Origin of the sequence: Sphingobium sp. SYK-6, assembly GCF_000283515.1 — a bacterium.
Classification (GTDB): Bacteria; Pseudomonadota; Alphaproteobacteria; order Sphingomonadales; family Sphingomonadaceae; genus Sphingobium; species Sphingobium lignivorans.
Map to the genome: position 1 here is coordinate 1,793,747 of NC_015976.1, position 15,134 is coordinate 1,808,880.

The following is a 15,134-nucleotide window of genomic DNA, read 5'->3' on the forward strand; positions in this document are numbered from 1 at the left end:
TAACGCCAAGCCGGAGGTCGGCACGCCCCGCTGACCTTCCGCATTCGGAAGGGAGAGGGACGATGCGCGACCTGACGCTGGCCGGACCCGCATGCGCCGCGATGGCGGCGCTGCTGCTTATGACGCCAGCCATCGCGCAGGCGCAGACACAGACACAGACATCATCGCCCGCGCGTACCAAGCCGCCCGCTTCCTCCCCGGCGACCATCACGCTCACCCGGCTCGATTGCGGCGAATATCGCCAGCCGCGCGATGTCAGCGCCTTCTCGGACGCGTTCGCTTATACTGATCCGCCGCTCAGGATGCCGTTCGTCGCGAGCTGCTACCTCATCCGCCATGGCGACCAGCTCATGCTGTGGGATGCCGGCTTCGCGGGCTCCACCGAGACCATCCTGCTGCGCCGCACGCTGCCCGAACAGCTTGCCGAGATCGGCGTCGATCCGGCGAAGGTCGCGTTCGTCGGGATCAGCCATTATCATGGCGACCATATCGGGCAGGCAAGCCGCTTCCCGCAGGCCAAGCTGCTGATCGGCGCCGGCGACTGGGCGGTGCTGACCGCGACGCCGCCCCGCTATGCCAATGCCGATCCCGCGCCGCTGGCGCACTGGATCAGCGGCGGCGGCACGGTTGAGCAGCTGACGGGCGACAAGGACGTGTTCGGCGATGGCAGCGTGACCATCCTGAATCTGCCGGGCCATACGCCGGGCCATCACGGCCTGCTGGTACGGCTGCCGAAGACAGGGCCGGTGCTGATCTCCGGCGATGCCGTGCATTTCCGCGAGAATTACGAGCATGACCGGGTGCCGGGCTTCAATATCGACCGCGCGGATTCGCTGGCCTCGATCGACCGGCTCAAGGCCATCGCCAAGGCGCTGGGCGCGAAACTCATCATCCAGCATGACCATCGCGATGTCGCCAGCCTGCCGGCCTTCCCCAAGGCCGCGGAATGAGCGGGCCGAATGCGCGGCGCAGGGGCGGCGGCCTTGACGGCTCCGGCCCGATCGGTCACCAGCGCGCTATCTGACGTTTGGAGGCAGTTTTCATGGAACCGGTCAAGGAGGTCGAGGGCCGCGCCTATCCCTTCGGCATGAAGAATGTCGACACCGACATCATCATCCCGGCCAAGTGGCTCAAGACGATCAGCCGCAGCGGGCTGGGGCAGGGCGCGTTCGAGGCGCTGCGCAAGGAGCCGGGCAATGTGTTCGACGATCCGCGCTACGCCGGCGCGCCGATCATCGTGGCGGGCGACAATTTCGGCTGCGGGTCGAGCCGCGAACATGCCGCCTGGGCGCTCATCGACATGGGCGTCACGGCCGTGATCGCGCCGAGCTTCTCGGACATTTTCTCGGGCAATGCCTTCAAGAACGGCATCCTGACCGTCGTGCTGCCGCAGGAGGCAGTCGACCGGCTGCTGGAGGTCGCGAAGACCGACACCATCACCATCGACCTGGAGAACCAGACCGTCACCACGCCGTTCCAGGATCGCTTCACCTTCGAGATCGATCCGTTCCGCAAGGCCTGCCTGCTCGGCGGGCTCGACGAGATCGGCCTCACCATCCGCAGCGACGACGCGATTGCCGCCTTCGAGCGGATGGACGCGGCGCGGCGCCCCTGGCTGGTGCCGGCGGCGGCGTGAAACGATGACCGGGCGCCACCCTCCCGGGACCGGCGCGGCGAAGCGCGTTGCCATGAGCGTGGCGGGTTCCTAAACAGGCAGCGAATCCGCACGCTGCACAAGAGACACAAGAGACAAGGGCTTTTCATCCATGAATGGATTTGACGATCGCGAGAAGGCGTTCGAGACCAAGTTCGCCAAGGACCAGGAACTGGCATTCCGGGTGACGGCGCGCCGCAATCGCCTGTTGGGCGAATGGGCCGCATCCCTGATGGGGCTGACCAAGGAAGAGACCGACGCTTATGCCAAGGCCGTCGTCCAGGCCGACTTCGAGGAAGCCGGTGACGAGGACGTGATCCGCAAGGTGCTCGGCGATCTGGTGTCGGCCGGCGTCGACATGGACGATGCCCGCATCCGCGCCGCGCTCGGCGACAAGATGGCCGAGGCGCGCCGCCAGTTCATGCAGGAAGGCTGAGGCACCTGTCATGGCGATGGCTGCCGATGAAATCGAGGCCCTGATTCGCGCGGCGATCCCCGACGCGACCGTGGAGATCACCGATCTGGCGGGCGACGGCGATCATTATGCCGCGCATGTCACGTCCGAGAGTTTCCGGGGCAAGACCCGCATCGCCCAGCAGCGCGCCGTCTATGACGCGCTCGGCGGGCGGATGGGCGGCGTGCTCCATGCCTTGCAACTGACGACTGCCGTCCCCAATTGACAGGTGAAGAGCGCGGGGCGCGCCATTCACCGCTGCCCGGAGACCGATGATGACCGAGACCGTCCAGAACCGCATTGCCGACATCGTCAGCAAGAATGATGTCGTGCTGTTCATGAAGGGCACGCCGCTGTTTCCGCAGTGCGGCTTCTCCAGCCGCGCGGTGGCCATCCTGGAGCGCCTCGGCGCGCCGTTCGAGAGCGTGGACGTGCTGCAGGATCAGGAGATCCGGCAGGGCATCAAGAGCTTCTCCGACTGGCCGACCATTCCCCAGCTCTATGTGAAGGGCGAGTTCCTCGGCGGCTCGGACATCATGATGGAAATGTACGAAGCCGGCGAACTGCAGCAGGTCCTCGTCGAGCGCGGCGTCATCGCCGCCTGATCCCGCCGGCCCGGATTTTCCGGCCGAGCCTCATCGAGCGCTATCTCCAGTACGCGCGCCGTGCGCGTGCGAACCACGTGACGGGGCAGGGCGGCCCTGCAGTCGCCTGCCTTTGCCATGGATGGGATGATGCCGGACCGCGTCGAGCATGGCGATCGGGGGAGCGCTCGCGTTTCCGGATGGATCGGAAAAATGTGGGGGATGGGCGAGGAGACCAGCCGCATCCCCCAGTTTGCGGGTGCATCCCCTGATACGCAAGCGCCGTGCCAGCCTGCCCGACCGGGCTTTTCCGGCGGCATCCGGCAGTTAAGCGCGCGTTATCCAAGGGTGCGGCTGTAAAGTTTCCCGACAGGGCGATCGTTCATCGGGCGTGCAGCTTTTCCTTCCTATTGACTACAGTCGTAGATGTCGATTACAGTTGTAATCAGTCGAGTCTGCCAAGGGAGGACAAGACATGGGTGAACGCATCAGTGATGCCGAACATGCGGTGATGGAGGTGCTCTGGCGCCGATCCCCGCTGACGGCGATCGAAGTCAGCGAGGCGCTGGCGGACGAGCGGGACTGGAGCTTGCAGACCGTGAAGACGCTGCTCGCGCGGCTCGTCAGCAAGGACGTGATCGCGCATGAGGCCGATGGGCGGCGCTATCTCTATCGCCCGCTCGTCGAGCGCGAATCCTATGTGACGCATGAATCCCGGCGGCTCGTCGACCGGCTGTTCGGCGGCCAGATCTCGCCGCTGGTGGCGCATCTCGCCGAGACGCAGCAGCTCTCCGACAAGGACATTGCCGAGATCGAGGCCCTGCTCAAGGCGCTCAAGCCATGATCGCCTGGCTCGTCGAAACGCTGATCGCCACCAGCGGCCTCATGCTGCTCGTGCTGGTCATCCGCGATCCCGTGCGGCAGCTGTTCGGGGCGCGGGTCGCTTATGCGCTCTGGCTGCTCCCGGCGCTGCGCATGGTCATGCCGCCCTTGTCCCTGCTGCCGATCTCCATGGTCGTGCCCGCGGACCTGCCGGTCGCCGGACTGGGCGCCACCGGAGCGCTCACCGAGCTGGTGCGCACCCGCATGACGGACCTGCAGGTCGCCCAGGCGCTGCCCGCGCAAGGGACGGACGGTTTCCCGGTCGTGGCGGTGCTCGCCGGGCTCTGGCTTGCCGGGGCGGCAGTGTTCGCTCTCTGGCAGATGCTGAGCTATCGCCGATTCTGCCGGCAAGTGCTGGCCCATGCTGCGCGGCGGCGCTCGCCCGCGCGGGGCATCAACCTCATGGCCAGCCCGCATGTGCAGGGACCGGTCGCCTTCGGCCTGCGGCGCCGCTTCATCGTCTTCCCCAAGGACGCGATGACGCGCTTCGACGTCGAGGAACATGCCATGGCGCTGGCGCATGAGCTGGCCCACCACCGGCGCGGCGACCTGATCGCCAACAGCCTCGCGCTGGGCTTCCTCGCGCTGCACTGGTGCAATCCCATTGCGTGGTACGCCTATCGCGCCTTCCGCGCCGACCAGGAAATGGCGTGCGATGCGGACGTGATCGGCGCCATTCGCGACCGGGGGCTGGGCCATGCCTATGGCCGCGCGCTGGTCAAATGCGCGAGCGGCGGGGCGCTCTCCGCCGTCTGCCATCTCAATAGCGTCAACCGACTGAAACGGAGACTATCCATGTTGTCCAGGAAAAGCCCCAGCATGCGCCGGCGCCTCGCGGGCGTCACACTGACCGGCGCGGTCATGATCGCGGGACTTGCCCTTACGGCGTCCGGCGAAGGCATGGCCGCCCAGGTCGGAGCGAAGGTGAGCGAGGCTCTGCCGATCCCTCGCAAGGCGGACCTTCTGCCTTCGCTTCCGGCCGTCTCGCAGGCCGTCGCGGCCGTCTCCCATGACGCTGCGCGTGAAGCCGCGAGCGCCGAGCAGGATGCGCGGGCAGCGCAGCTGGAGGCCCGCGCGGTCGCCCAGCAGGCCCGTGCCGCCAAGGTCGAGGCGCGCGCCGCCCAGGCCGAGGCCCGTGCTGCCGCCGCAGAGGCGCGCGCCGCCCGCGTCGCCATGGCGCCCGATATGCCGGCACCGCCGCTGCCGCCGGCCCCGCCCGAGCCGCCGCTGCCGCCCGCTCATCCCTCCATGCGCACGCCGCCGTCACCCCCGACGCCGCCGTCGCCCCCCGCGCCCTATGTCGCGCGCAGCGGGACCGACAAATATCGCCACATCCGGGTCGCCGTGCCGACGCGGGCCGAGATCGACGCGACCGTCCCGATCGTGGAAGTGCGCCAGGGATCGGGCTGCTCGGACAGCAAGAGCTATGTCGACACGCACGAAAGCACGGTGCGGGTGGACGGCCGCGAGCGCAAGAAGATCAGCATCCGCATTTGCGGGGAGGACATGGAGCGGCATGCGCGGATGAGCGCGGTGCGCGGGCTGCAGCAGGCCCGGGCCGACATCGCCCGCAACCCGAGCATCCCGGAGCAGTCCCGCGCGCGGATGATGCGCGATCTCGACCGACAGGTGGATCGCCTGCGGGCGCGCGACTGATAGATCGGCGGGCGCGGCGCCGGCCGCGCCCGACGGGACTTGCATTCGCGGCGCGGGGTGACACATGGGGAGCATGGCCGAGCCCGCTTCCCCCGTCATGTCCAAGCCCGAGCCGGGGAGCGCGCCGCAGACCGGCCCGCAAGCCGGTGTCCTCATGGCGCTTTCCCTGCTGGTGGGCCGGCTGCTCGCGCCCAATCCCTCGCCTTTCACTTATGAAGGCACGCAGACCTATCTGGTGGGAACGGACGATCTGGCGATCATCGATCCCGGTCCGGCGGACGAGCGGCATCTGGGCGCGATCCTCGCCGCAATCGACGGGCGGCCGGTGCGGGCGATCCTGTGCACGCATACGCATCGCGACCACAGCCCGGCCGCCGCGCCACTGGCAGCGCTGACCGGCGCGCCCATCATCGGATGCGCGCCGCTCACCCTCGATGACGAGGGCCCGCGCGCCGACGCTGCCTTCGATGCCGATTATGCGCCGGACCGGGTGCTGGCCGATGGCGAGCAACTCTCGGGCGAGGGCTGGACGCTCACCGCGCTGGCGACGCCGGGCCACACCTCCAATCATCTCTGCTTCGCGCTGGCGGAGGAAGCCGTGCTGTTCACCGGCGACCATGTGATGGGCTGGTCGACCAGCGTGGTCTCGCCGCCCGATGGCGACATGACCGCCTATCTCGCCTCGCTGGAGCGGCTGATGGCGCGCGCCGACCGCTTCTATTATCCCGCGCATGGCGAGCCGGTCGCCGAGCCGCAGCGCTTCGTGCGCCATCTGCTGGGCCATAGGCGGATGCGCGAGGGGCAGATCCTGCGCCATCTCGGGCGGGAAGGTCCCAGCGCGATTCCCGCGATGGTCGCCGCCATGTATGCCGGGCTCGATCCGCGCCTGCACGGCGCGGCGGGGCGGTCCGTGCTGGCGCATCTCATCGACCTGGAACGCCGGGCACTCGTCCGGTCCGCAGGAGCCCTCTGGTCGGCGCGGGAGACCGGCGCGGCTGCTTGACGGCGCCCACCGCGCGGCGCATCCTCCCGGCATTCGAGGCATGCTGGGGGACGGTGGCATGGCGACGATACTGACTCCGGCTCCGGCCGGCATCGACAGGGAACGGACTTTCTTCCTCGCCATGGCCATTGCCATCGCCGTGACGGCGGTGGGCGGCTTCGGCTTCTTCATCCTCATCGGCCAGTCGAGCTTCGGGGCGCCATGGTGGGTGCATGTCCATGCGCTCACGATGATGGGCTGGGTGACGCTCTACCTCGTGCAGAACCTGCTCGTGTGGCAGGGCAATCTCGCGCTGCATCGCCGGCTCGGCATGGTCGGCGCGGCGTGGAGCGTGTGGATGGTGCTGGTCGGCTTCACGGTCACCGCGCTCTCGCTGGCGGCGGGCCGCGCACCGCCCTTCTTCGATCCGGTGTTCTTCCTCGCCATGGACTGGCTCAATATCTTCGCCTTCGCGGGGCTGGTCTGGGCCGGCATCCGCCTGCGCCGGCGGACCGACTGGCACCGGCGACTGATGCTGGGCGGGACGCTGGTGGCGCTCGGCCCGGCCTGGGGACGGCTGCTGCCGCTGCCGCTGCTGGGCGAAACCGTGGTCTGGTGGATCGCGGGGGTGCTGCTGCTCTATTTCGCGGCGGGGATGATCTATGACTGGCGGACCCGCGGACGAGTCCACCCGGCCTATCGCTGGGGCGTGGGCGTGATGCTCGCCTTCGTGCTGCTCATCCGCCCGCTTGCCGGATTTCCGCCGTTCGTCGCGCTGGCCCGCTCGATTACAGGTTGAACCCGCGCGCTCCCGGGGCCATCTGCGAAGGGTGAGCAAGCGGGAGAATCGATGATGGACGCACGTGGCGGGATCGGCGGAAGCCTGGCGGGGATCGACCTGCTCGCCGAGATCAACCGGCTGCGCAAGGAGCGGAATGCCGTCATCCTCGGCCATTATTACCAGAGGCCGGAAATCCAGGACCTGGCCGATTTCGTCGGCGACAGCCTGGAACTCTCGCGCAAGGCGGCGGAAACGGACGCCGACGTGATCGCCTTTTGCGGCGTGCGCTTCATGGCCGAGACGGCCAAGATCCTCTCGCCCGAGAAGATCGTCGTGCTGCCGGACATGGACGCCGGCTGCTCGCTGGAGGACAGCTGCCCGCCCGCGCAGTTCAAGGCCTTCCGCGAGGCGCATCCCGATCACATCGCGCTCAGCTACATCAACTGCTCGGCGGAAGTGAAGGCGCTGAGCGACATCATCGTCACCAGCTCATCGGCCGAGACGATCCTGAGCCAGATTCCCCGGGAACAGAAGATCATCTTCGGCCCCGACAAGCATCTGGGCGGCTATCTGGCGCGCAAGTTCGATCGGGAGATGCTGCTCTGGCCGGGCGTGTGCATCGTCCATGAGAGCTTCAGCGAGACGGAGCTCATCAAGCTCAAGGCACAGCATCCCGGCGCGCCGGTCGCCGCGCATCCCGAATGCCCGCCCTCGATCATCGACCATGCCGATTATGTCGGCTCGACGAGCGGCATCCTGCAATATGCCCGCACGATGGAAACCGACACGCTGATCGTCGCCACCGAGCCGCACATCATCCACCAGATGGAACTGGCGGTGCCGGACAAGACGTTCATCGGTGCGCCGGGCGCGGACGGCAACTGCGCTTGCAACATCTGCCCCTATATGGCGCTCAACACTCTGGAAAAGCTGTATATTTCCCTGCGCGACCTGCAGCCGCGCATCGAGATGGACGAGACGCTGCGGCTTGCGGCCCGCAAGAGCCTCGACCGCATGCTGGAAATGGCGAGCGGCACGGTGGGGCAGGGCGACATCGGGACTGTGGGCTCGCAATAAAGGGGCGCGCCGTCATGGCCAGGCTGCGCGCCTTCTGGTTCAGTCTCAACGCGAGCTACTGGTTCTTCCCGGCCCTCTTCTCCGTGCTGGCGGTGCTGACGGCCATCTTCACCATCGCGCTCGATCACGCCGGCGGCAGTGACTGGATGGCGCGCACGGGCTGGATCGTGCCTGCCCGCCCGGAAGGCGCAAGCAACATCCTCACGGTCATCGCGGGATCGATGATCGGCGTCGCCTCGACCGTCTTCTCGATCACGATCGCCGCCGTCGCCTATGCCAGCGGGAACTACGGCCCCCGGCTGCTCACCAACTTCATGGAGGACAAGGGCAACCAGCTCGCGCTGGGGAGCTTCATCTCCACCTTCGTCTATGCGGTGCTGGTGCTTCGCGCGGTGCGCATGCCCGGGGAGGGCGCGGACGCACATGGCTTCGTGCCGCAGATCTCCCTGTTTGTCGCCACTTTGCTCATGGCGCTCTCCGTCGCGGTGCTGGTCTATTTCCTGCATCATATTCCGGCGAGCATCCGCATCAACACCGTGCTGGAGCGTGTCGGCAAGCGGCTGATCGCGCAGATCGAGGACCGCTTCCCGAAGGACGGGCAGGACGATGAGCCGGCGGCACCCGCAGGCGGCGCGCCGGTGCCGGCAAGGGCGACCGGCTATGTCACGCTGATCGATTTCGATCGGCTGCAATCCTTCGCCTGCGACCATGATCTCATTCTCGCGCTCAGCCTGCGGACAGGGGATTTCGTGCATCCGGACGTGCCGCTGCTCAGGGTGCATGGCGCGCTCCCGGATGACGGCGCGGAGACCCTGCGGGGCGCGTTCATGTTCGGCGCCTTGCGCACGCCCGAGCAGGACCCCGATTTCCTGATCGACGAACTGGCGGAAATCGCCTTGCGGGCCCTCTCGCCGGGCATCAACGATCCGTTCACGGCCGTCACGGCGCTGCACTGGCTCGCCGCTGCGACGGCGTCGCTCGCGCGGCGCAATCTCGGCGTCAGCGCGCTGCTGCCGTCCGATGGCAGGCGCCGTGTCCATCCCTGGCCGGACGATTTCGCTCATTATCTGGGGCGCGGCTTCGGTGCCGTGCGCCTCGCCGCGGCCGGCAGCCCGATCGCGGCATGCAAGTTCCTCGAATGCCTCGCCAGCGTGGCGCATGGCTGCCGGGGACCGCGTCGCCGGGCGATGCTGGCGCGGGAAGCGGAACAGTTGATGGAGCAGGCCCGCCTTGCCCTGGACGGGCCTGCGCTGGCCCAAGTCGAGGCGGCGTTTGCCGCGACGCGCGAGACCTTCGACCGGCCATGAGCGCGACAACGGCCCTGGCCGGTTGATGCAGGTCGGCGGCCCGTCTAATCGAGGGGCATGACCAACAGCCTGTCCATCGGAGTCGTGCGCTCCGCTTTCGCCGCCATCCTCCTCACCGGCACCGCCGGCACCGCGCTCCTCGCGCAGACCAGCGAAACGGAGGATCCGTTCCTCTGGCTCGAGGAGATAGAGGGGCCGCGCGCCATCGCGCAGGTGGAGGCGTGGAATGCCGAGACCGACAGGCTGCTGCGCGCCACGCCGACCTTCGAGAGCGACCGGGCCCGTGCGAGGGCTATTCTCGACGATGAAGCGCAGATCGCGACGCCGGACCGGATCATGGGCGACCGCGTCGTCAATCTCTGGCGCGACGCGAAGAACCCGCGCGGCATCTGGCGCTCCAGCCCGCTCGACGCCTATGTCGCGGGCAAGCCGGTATGGACGACGCTGATCGACGTCGATGCACTGGGCAAGGCGGAAGGGCAGAGCTGGGTCTGGCATGGCGCGGACTGCCTCGCGCCCGCCTACAAGCGCTGCCTCGTCTCGCTCTCGCCGGGCGGCACCGATGCCGATGTGGTGCGCGAATGGGACATGGAGACCCGCAGCTTCGTGAAGAACGGCTTCACGCTGCCGGAAGCCAAGAGCAACATCGCCTGGGTGGATGCCGACACGCTGCTGGTCGGCACCGATTACGGCGCCGGATCGATGACCGATTCGGGCTATGCGCGGATCGTCAAGGAATGGAAGCGCGGCACGCCGCTGTCCGCCGCGCGCACCGTGCTGGAAGGCCAGAAGCAGGATGTGAGCATGAGCGCGGGCGCGGCCATGGACGGCGACCGGCGCTGGGTGTTCGGTTATCGCGCGAAGGACTTCTACACTTCCGACATGCTGCTGCGGCGGGCTGACGGGCGCTTCGTGCCGATGCCCATTCCCGATAGCGCCGACATGCGCGGCATCATCGGCGGGCGCGCGGTCGTCTTCCTCAACCGGCCGCTCGGGGACATTCCGGCAGGATCGCTGGTGGCCTGGTCGCTGGCCGACATCGAGGCCGGGCGCGAGACCAAGCCGGAGCTGATCTTCACGCCGACCGCCGCGCAGGCCGTCCAGGATGTCGAGACGACCGACAATCTGGTGTGGATCAGCCTGCTCGACGATGTGCAGGGCCGGTTGCTCGCCCTGACGCGCGACGCGAAGACGGGGCGCTGGGCGAGCCGGGCCGTGCCGCTCGCGGAGAATGCGACCGTCCATCTGCTCAATGGCGCGGGCAAGCGCGATCTCGCCTTCGTCACGGTCGAGGGCATGCTCCAGCCGCCCACGCTGATGGCCGTGCCCGCCAGCGGCGCGCCGGTGCGGGTGCAGAGCCTGCCCGACCGGTTCGACGCCAGCCAGTTCACCGTGGAGCAGCGCTTCGCGACATCGAAGGACGGCACGCGCGTGCCCTATTTCCTCGTGCGCAAGAAAGGCACGAGTGGGCCGGTGCCCGCGCTCATCCATGCCTATGGCGGGTTCCGCGCGGCGCAGCTGCCCGGCTATCTCACCGGCCAGCCCTATCGCGCCGGGCCGCTCGGCTTGTTCTGGGTGGAGGACGGCAATGCCTATGTGCTCGCCAACATCCGCGGCGGCGGCGAATATGGCCCGGCCTGGCATGATGCGGCGCTGCGCGAGAAGCGCCAGAACAGCTTCGATGATCTCCATGCCGTGGCGGAGGACCTGGTGAAGGCCGGGATCAGCCCCAAGGGGAAGATCGGCATTTCCGGCCGCTCCAATGGCGGCGTGCTGGTCGGCGCGGCGCTCACGCAGCGGCCGGACCTCTATGGCGCGGTGATTTCCGGATCGCCGCTCCACGACATGAAGCGCTACTCGAAGCTGCTGGCGGGCGCATCCTGGATGGCCGAATATGGCGACCCGGACAAGCCGGAGGACTGGGCCTTCATCAAGCTCTATTCGCCCTATCAGAATGTGAAGCGGGGCGTGACCTATCCGCCGACCTTCTTCTATCTCTCGACCAAGGACGACCGCGTGCATCCGGGCCATGCCCGCAAGCTGGCGGCGCGGCTGCGCGATTATGGCAACACCGTCTATTATCACGAATATCGCGAGGGCGGCCATTCGGTGGGCGCCGACCATGCCGAGGACGCGATCCGCGCCGCGATGCTCCATGCCTTCCTCAAGCGGGAACTGATGGGCGAAGGCCAGTGAGCGTCGCGACATCGTCGGCGCATGACGCCTTCGCCATCGAGGGGTTCGATCTCTCGGGCTTCGTCGCGGCCACGCTGGCGGAGGACTTAGGGCCCACCGGGCGCGACGTGACGTCCGAGAGCGTGATCCCCGCCGATGCGATGTTCGAAGGCGTGATGGACAGCCGGGACGCAGTGAGCGTCGCGGGCCTGCCGATCGCGGCGGCCTTCTTCCGCGCGCTCGACCCGCAGGTGGAGATCGAGATTCTGGTGGCGGAAGGCGCGCAGGTGACGCCGGGCACTGACCTCATGCGCCTGCGCGGCAAGGCCCGGGCGATGCTCACGGCCGAGCGATCCGCGCTCAACACCGTGCAGCACCTCACCGGCATCGCCACGCTGACGCGCAGCTATGTCGACCGGATCGCCGGCACGGGCGCCATCCTGCTGGATACCCGCAAGACCATCCCGGGCCTGCGCCTGCTGGACAAATATGCCACGCGCATGGGCGGCGCGCAGAACCATCGCATGGGCCTGTGGGACGCGGCGATGATCAAGGACAACCATATCGCCGTCGCCGGATCGGTCGACGCGGCGGTGGGCGCGGCGAAGGCGGCGGGCGTGGCGCGCATCATCGTGGAAGTGGACCGGATCGACCAGATCGAGCCCGCCATCGCCGCAGGCGCGACGCATCTGCTGCTCGACAATATGAGCCCCGCCGTACTGCGCGGGGCGGTGACGCTGGTCGGCAAGCGTGTGCCCACTGAGGCATCGGGCGGCATCCGCCTCGAGAATATCCGCGACTTCGCCGTGACGGGGGTGGACTTCATCAGCGTGGGGCGGCTGACGCAATCGGCCCCGGCGGCGGACATCGGCCTCGATTTTCGGGCATGACCGGCCGGGTGCAGCGGGGCGTCCGGGGACTGGCGCATGTCCTGCCGGTTCTGGGCGCGCTGCATCTCGCCAGCGCGCCGGCGCAGGCCCAGCTCGCTGCCTGCGCGCTGCCCGAACAGATCGAGGCGCCGCGTCAGGAATCCCCGACGGGGCAGGCGCAGCCCCGGATCATGCCGATCGGCGGCTATCTGCTCGCGCTGAGCTGGTCGCCGCAGCATTGCGCGGAGGCGCGGGATTCGACGAGTTTCCAGTGCGCGGGCAAGGACAATCGCTTCGGCTTCGTGCTGCACGGGCTCTGGCCGCAGGGCACGGGACGGGACTGGCCGCAATATTGCCGCCCTGCCGAGCGGCTGAGCACGCCGGTGCTGCGCGCCAGCCTGTGTGCGACGCCTTCGGTGGACCTGCTCCAGCATGAATGGGCGCGGCACGGCACCTGCATGGCGCGCGCGCCCGAGCCCTATTTCGCGGCCGCCCGGCGGCATTATGCGCGCGTGCGCTTCCCCGACATGACGCGTCTGGCGGCGGACGGGACGCTGACGGTCGCGCGCTTCACGCAAGCCTTCGTCGCGGCCAACCGGGCACGGCTCCCGGCGCTCGACGCCCGCGCGATCCGCGTGCGGATGACGCAGGACGGGTGGCTCGATGAACTATGGCTGTGCATGGACCGGCAGCAGCGCTTCGCGGCCTGCCGACCCGACTGGAACAAGGGCGCGGCGCCCGGGCGGCGGCTGCGCATCCGCCAGCGCTGAAGGCCGATCAGCGCCCGCGCGCGCTCAGCCCTCGATGATTGCCGCCTGCGGGTGATGCCGGTCCAGATGCTTGCGGATGATCCGCAGGTTGCGCGTGTTGGACCGGAAGAACAGATCGAACGCATCGCCGACCAGCGGGATCGCGCCGATCGCGGTATCGATGCCGACATTGGCGCTCATGCGCATGAGCTGCCAGCGCGACATGCCCAGATTGCGCGCTTCCCAGACGATCCAGGCGCCCATCGCGGCCGCCAGCAGATCGCCCACGATCGGGACGACGCCGAGGACGGCATCCAGCCCGACGCGCATGCGCGTACCGGGCAGGGTGAAGACGTTCTCGAGGATCTGCTCCATCGCTTCCACGCGCTGGCGCACCGCGCGCGGATCGCGGCCGAGACCGGGCATGCGGTCCAGCCCGGACATCATGTCTTCGAAACGGGGATTGCTGCCAGCCATGGGCCGAATGATCCTCACAAGATGCCGGCGAGGGGTGCCGGCATCTCATTAATTGGGGATGGCGATCAGCCGGTTCAATGGATGGATGCCGCGCGGCGAGGGCTGGAAGCCGGTGAGGCGGCGCGCCGCCATTGCCCAGCGGACGGGCTGGCCAAGCGGGATATAGCCGGCATGGGCCACGATCAGCGCTTCCGCCTCGGCCAGCAGACGGGCCTGCTCGGCAGGATCGCTCGCCTCACGCGCGCCCGAGAGCAGCTTGGTCGCGCGGGGATCGCAGGCGATGCGGGCCGGGCAATCGAGCCGGCTCAGATACCACAAGGCACTGTCGAACGGCGCGACCTCGTCGATGAGGCGCAGATCGGCCGAGGCATCCAGCGCTACCCGATCGAGCCGCACGCCAAGCTGCCCCAGATCGCGCGCAAGAGCGATGAACAGCACCGAGCCACCGGGGCCCTCGGGCAGGGCAATGCGCAGCACCGGCGGATCGCTGTCGTCATGGGCTGCGCGCCACGCCTCGATCACGCGTCGCGCCGAGGCGACGCGCTCCTCGACCGGGCGATCATGCCAGCCGGGGGCGCTGGGCTGCCGTCCCAGATCGAGCGGGCCGGGCAGGGGGAAGACCGCCGTGCGCCAGCCGGGAGGCCCCAGCGTCGCGGCCAGCCGCTCCCTGTCGATCGTGCGCGAGAGCGCATCGCGGACGGACAGATCCGCCAGGAAGTCCGACTTGCCGACAAAGGCCAGACCGAACAGGCCGGTGACGGGATCGGCGCGCAGATCCCGCATCTCGAAGCCCGCGGCGGACACGAGCGGCAGATGCTGGAAGCGTCCACCCAGGACGAGATCGGTCCTGCCCTCGCGATACCGGACAAGGGCCAGGGCGGCGCGATGGACTCGCAGGCTGCGCTGGAGAATCGGCGCGGGGGCCGGCTCGGGCTCAGCCTCGGGGTCCGTCACGGCCGGCATCGGTTCGAGCGCGATGACGCCATTGGCAAGCGTGGCGCGATAGGGGCCGGTGCCGCCGGCCCGCGAGAAAATGGCGAATTGCGGCTGTGCGAGCAGTTGCAGGAAGACCGGGAGCGGCGCGTCCAGCCGGATCTCGATCACCCGGTCGGTCATGGCGCGCAGGCGCGGGCTCAGGCCCGCCAGCGAGAGCGGGTTGGCGCGCATCCGCTCCTGCAGCAGGCGGACGACCTGATCCGCCTTTACCGGCTCGCCATCCGGCCAGCTGGTACGCCTCAGGCGGAAGATGTAGCTCTGCCCGCCATCCTCGACGATCCAGCTCTCCGCGAGCGCGCTCACAACCTCGCCGCGCGCGTCATAGGCAAGCAAGCCCTGCGCAGTCGCGCCCAGAATGGCCTTGGCGGCGGGTGAGACGCTGTCGCGCAGCGGATTGACCGTCTGTTCCGCCACACCGATGACATCGACCTGGACGGCACTGTCATCGCCCCGGCCACGGCCGCAGGAAACGAGCGCCAGCATGAGACACG

At 68.5% G+C, this 15,134-nt stretch carries 16 protein-coding genes; 14 read left to right on the forward strand and 2 right to left on the reverse strand.

Translation table 11 applies throughout. From position 1 onward, the window contains the following. The first annotated feature begins 62 nt into the window (after nucleotides 1-62). The 14 genes from SLG_RS08090 (at nucleotide 63) to SLG_RS08155 (ending at nucleotide 13,191) form a co-directional block, all read left to right on the forward strand. A complete protein-coding gene (locus SLG_RS08090) occupies nucleotides 63-950 on the forward strand; it encodes an N-acyl homoserine lactonase family protein (RefSeq protein ID WP_014075965.1) in 888 nt (295 codons plus the stop codon). Nucleotides 951-1,042: 92 nt separating this feature from the next. Further along, nucleotides 1,043-1,636 (forward strand): 3-isopropylmalate dehydratase small subunit, encoded by a 594-nt coding sequence (gene leuD, locus SLG_RS08095; RefSeq protein ID WP_014075966.1) that lies wholly within the window; start codon nucleotides 1,043-1,045, stop codon nucleotides 1,634-1,636. Between the two features lie 130 nt (nucleotides 1,637-1,766). Continuing rightward, the gene (locus tag SLG_RS08100; protein ID WP_014075967.1) at nucleotides 1,767-2,090 is read left to right on the forward strand and encodes a DUF1476 domain-containing protein; all 324 of its coding nucleotides are present in this window, start codon (nucleotides 1,767-1,769) and stop codon (nucleotides 2,088-2,090) included. 10 nt (nucleotides 2,091-2,100) lie between these two features. Further along, nucleotides 2,101-2,334 (forward strand): BolA/IbaG family iron-sulfur metabolism protein, encoded by a 234-nt coding sequence (locus SLG_RS08105; RefSeq protein WP_014075968.1) that lies wholly within the window; start codon nucleotides 2,101-2,103, stop codon nucleotides 2,332-2,334. 49 nt (nucleotides 2,335-2,383) lie between these two features. Beyond that, nucleotides 2,384-2,713, forward strand: coding sequence for a Grx4 family monothiol glutaredoxin (grxD, locus tag SLG_RS08110; protein WP_041392922.1), 330 nt, complete (start codon nucleotides 2,384-2,386; stop codon nucleotides 2,711-2,713). A gap of 454 nt (nucleotides 2,714-3,167) precedes the next feature. Continuing rightward, on the forward strand, nucleotides 3,168-3,536 hold the full coding sequence (locus tag SLG_RS08115) for a BlaI/MecI/CopY family transcriptional regulator (RefSeq protein WP_014075970.1): 369 nt from the start codon (nucleotides 3,168-3,170) through the stop codon (nucleotides 3,534-3,536). Beyond that, nucleotides 3,533-5,230 (forward strand): peptidase M56 family protein, encoded by a 1,698-nt coding sequence (locus tag SLG_RS20335; protein WP_014075971.1) that lies wholly within the window; start codon nucleotides 3,533-3,535, stop codon nucleotides 5,228-5,230. The genes SLG_RS08115 and SLG_RS20335 overlap by 4 nt, the downstream gene beginning before the upstream one ends. Before the next feature lie 97 nt (nucleotides 5,231-5,327). Next, a complete protein-coding gene (locus SLG_RS08125) occupies nucleotides 5,328-6,233 on the forward strand; it encodes an MBL fold metallo-hydrolase (RefSeq protein ID WP_041392926.1) in 906 nt (301 codons plus the stop codon). Between the two features lie 58 nt (nucleotides 6,234-6,291). After that, a complete protein-coding gene (locus SLG_RS08130; protein WP_041392928.1) occupies nucleotides 6,292-7,011 on the forward strand; it encodes a hypothetical protein in 720 nt (239 codons plus the stop codon). A 54-nt stretch (nucleotides 7,012-7,065) separates the two neighbouring features. Continuing rightward, the gene (gene nadA, locus SLG_RS08135; RefSeq protein WP_051003852.1) at nucleotides 7,066-8,070 is read left to right on the forward strand and encodes a quinolinate synthase NadA; all 1,005 of its coding nucleotides are present in this window, start codon (nucleotides 7,066-7,068) and stop codon (nucleotides 8,068-8,070) included. Nucleotides 8,071-8,084: 14 nt separating this feature from the next. Then, a complete protein-coding gene (locus tag SLG_RS08140; RefSeq protein ID WP_014075975.1) occupies nucleotides 8,085-9,377 on the forward strand; it encodes a DUF2254 domain-containing protein in 1,293 nt (430 codons plus the stop codon). A gap of 57 nt (nucleotides 9,378-9,434) precedes the next feature. Further along, complete coding sequence (locus SLG_RS08145; RefSeq protein WP_014075976.1) at nucleotides 9,435-11,573, forward strand: prolyl oligopeptidase family serine peptidase; 2,139 nt, start codon at nucleotides 9,435-9,437, stop codon at nucleotides 11,571-11,573. Beyond that, nucleotides 11,570-12,442: a carboxylating nicotinate-nucleotide diphosphorylase gene (gene nadC / locus SLG_RS08150; protein WP_014075977.1), complete on the forward strand. Its 873-nt coding sequence runs from the start codon at nucleotides 11,570-11,572 to the stop codon at nucleotides 12,440-12,442. Before SLG_RS08145 ends, nadC begins: the two co-directional genes overlap by 4 nt. Further along, complete coding sequence (locus tag SLG_RS08155) at nucleotides 12,439-13,191, forward strand: ribonuclease T2 family protein (protein ID WP_014075978.1); 753 nt, start codon at nucleotides 12,439-12,441, stop codon at nucleotides 13,189-13,191. Before nadC ends, SLG_RS08155 begins: the two co-directional genes overlap by 4 nt. A gap of 24 nt (nucleotides 13,192-13,215) precedes the next feature. On the opposite strand, the gene SLG_RS08160 is transcribed toward SLG_RS08155, so the two are convergent. Further along, on the reverse strand, nucleotides 13,216-13,647 hold the full coding sequence (locus SLG_RS08160) for a DUF4112 domain-containing protein (RefSeq protein ID WP_014075979.1): 432 nt from the start codon (nucleotides 13,645-13,647) through the stop codon (nucleotides 13,216-13,218). Between the two features lie 48 nt (nucleotides 13,648-13,695). Next, nucleotides 13,696-15,126, reverse strand: a complete 1,431-nt coding sequence (locus SLG_RS08165) for an ABC transporter substrate-binding protein (RefSeq protein WP_014075980.1) — start codon at nucleotides 15,124-15,126, stop codon at nucleotides 13,696-13,698. Nucleotides 15,127-15,134 lie beyond the last annotated feature (8 nt).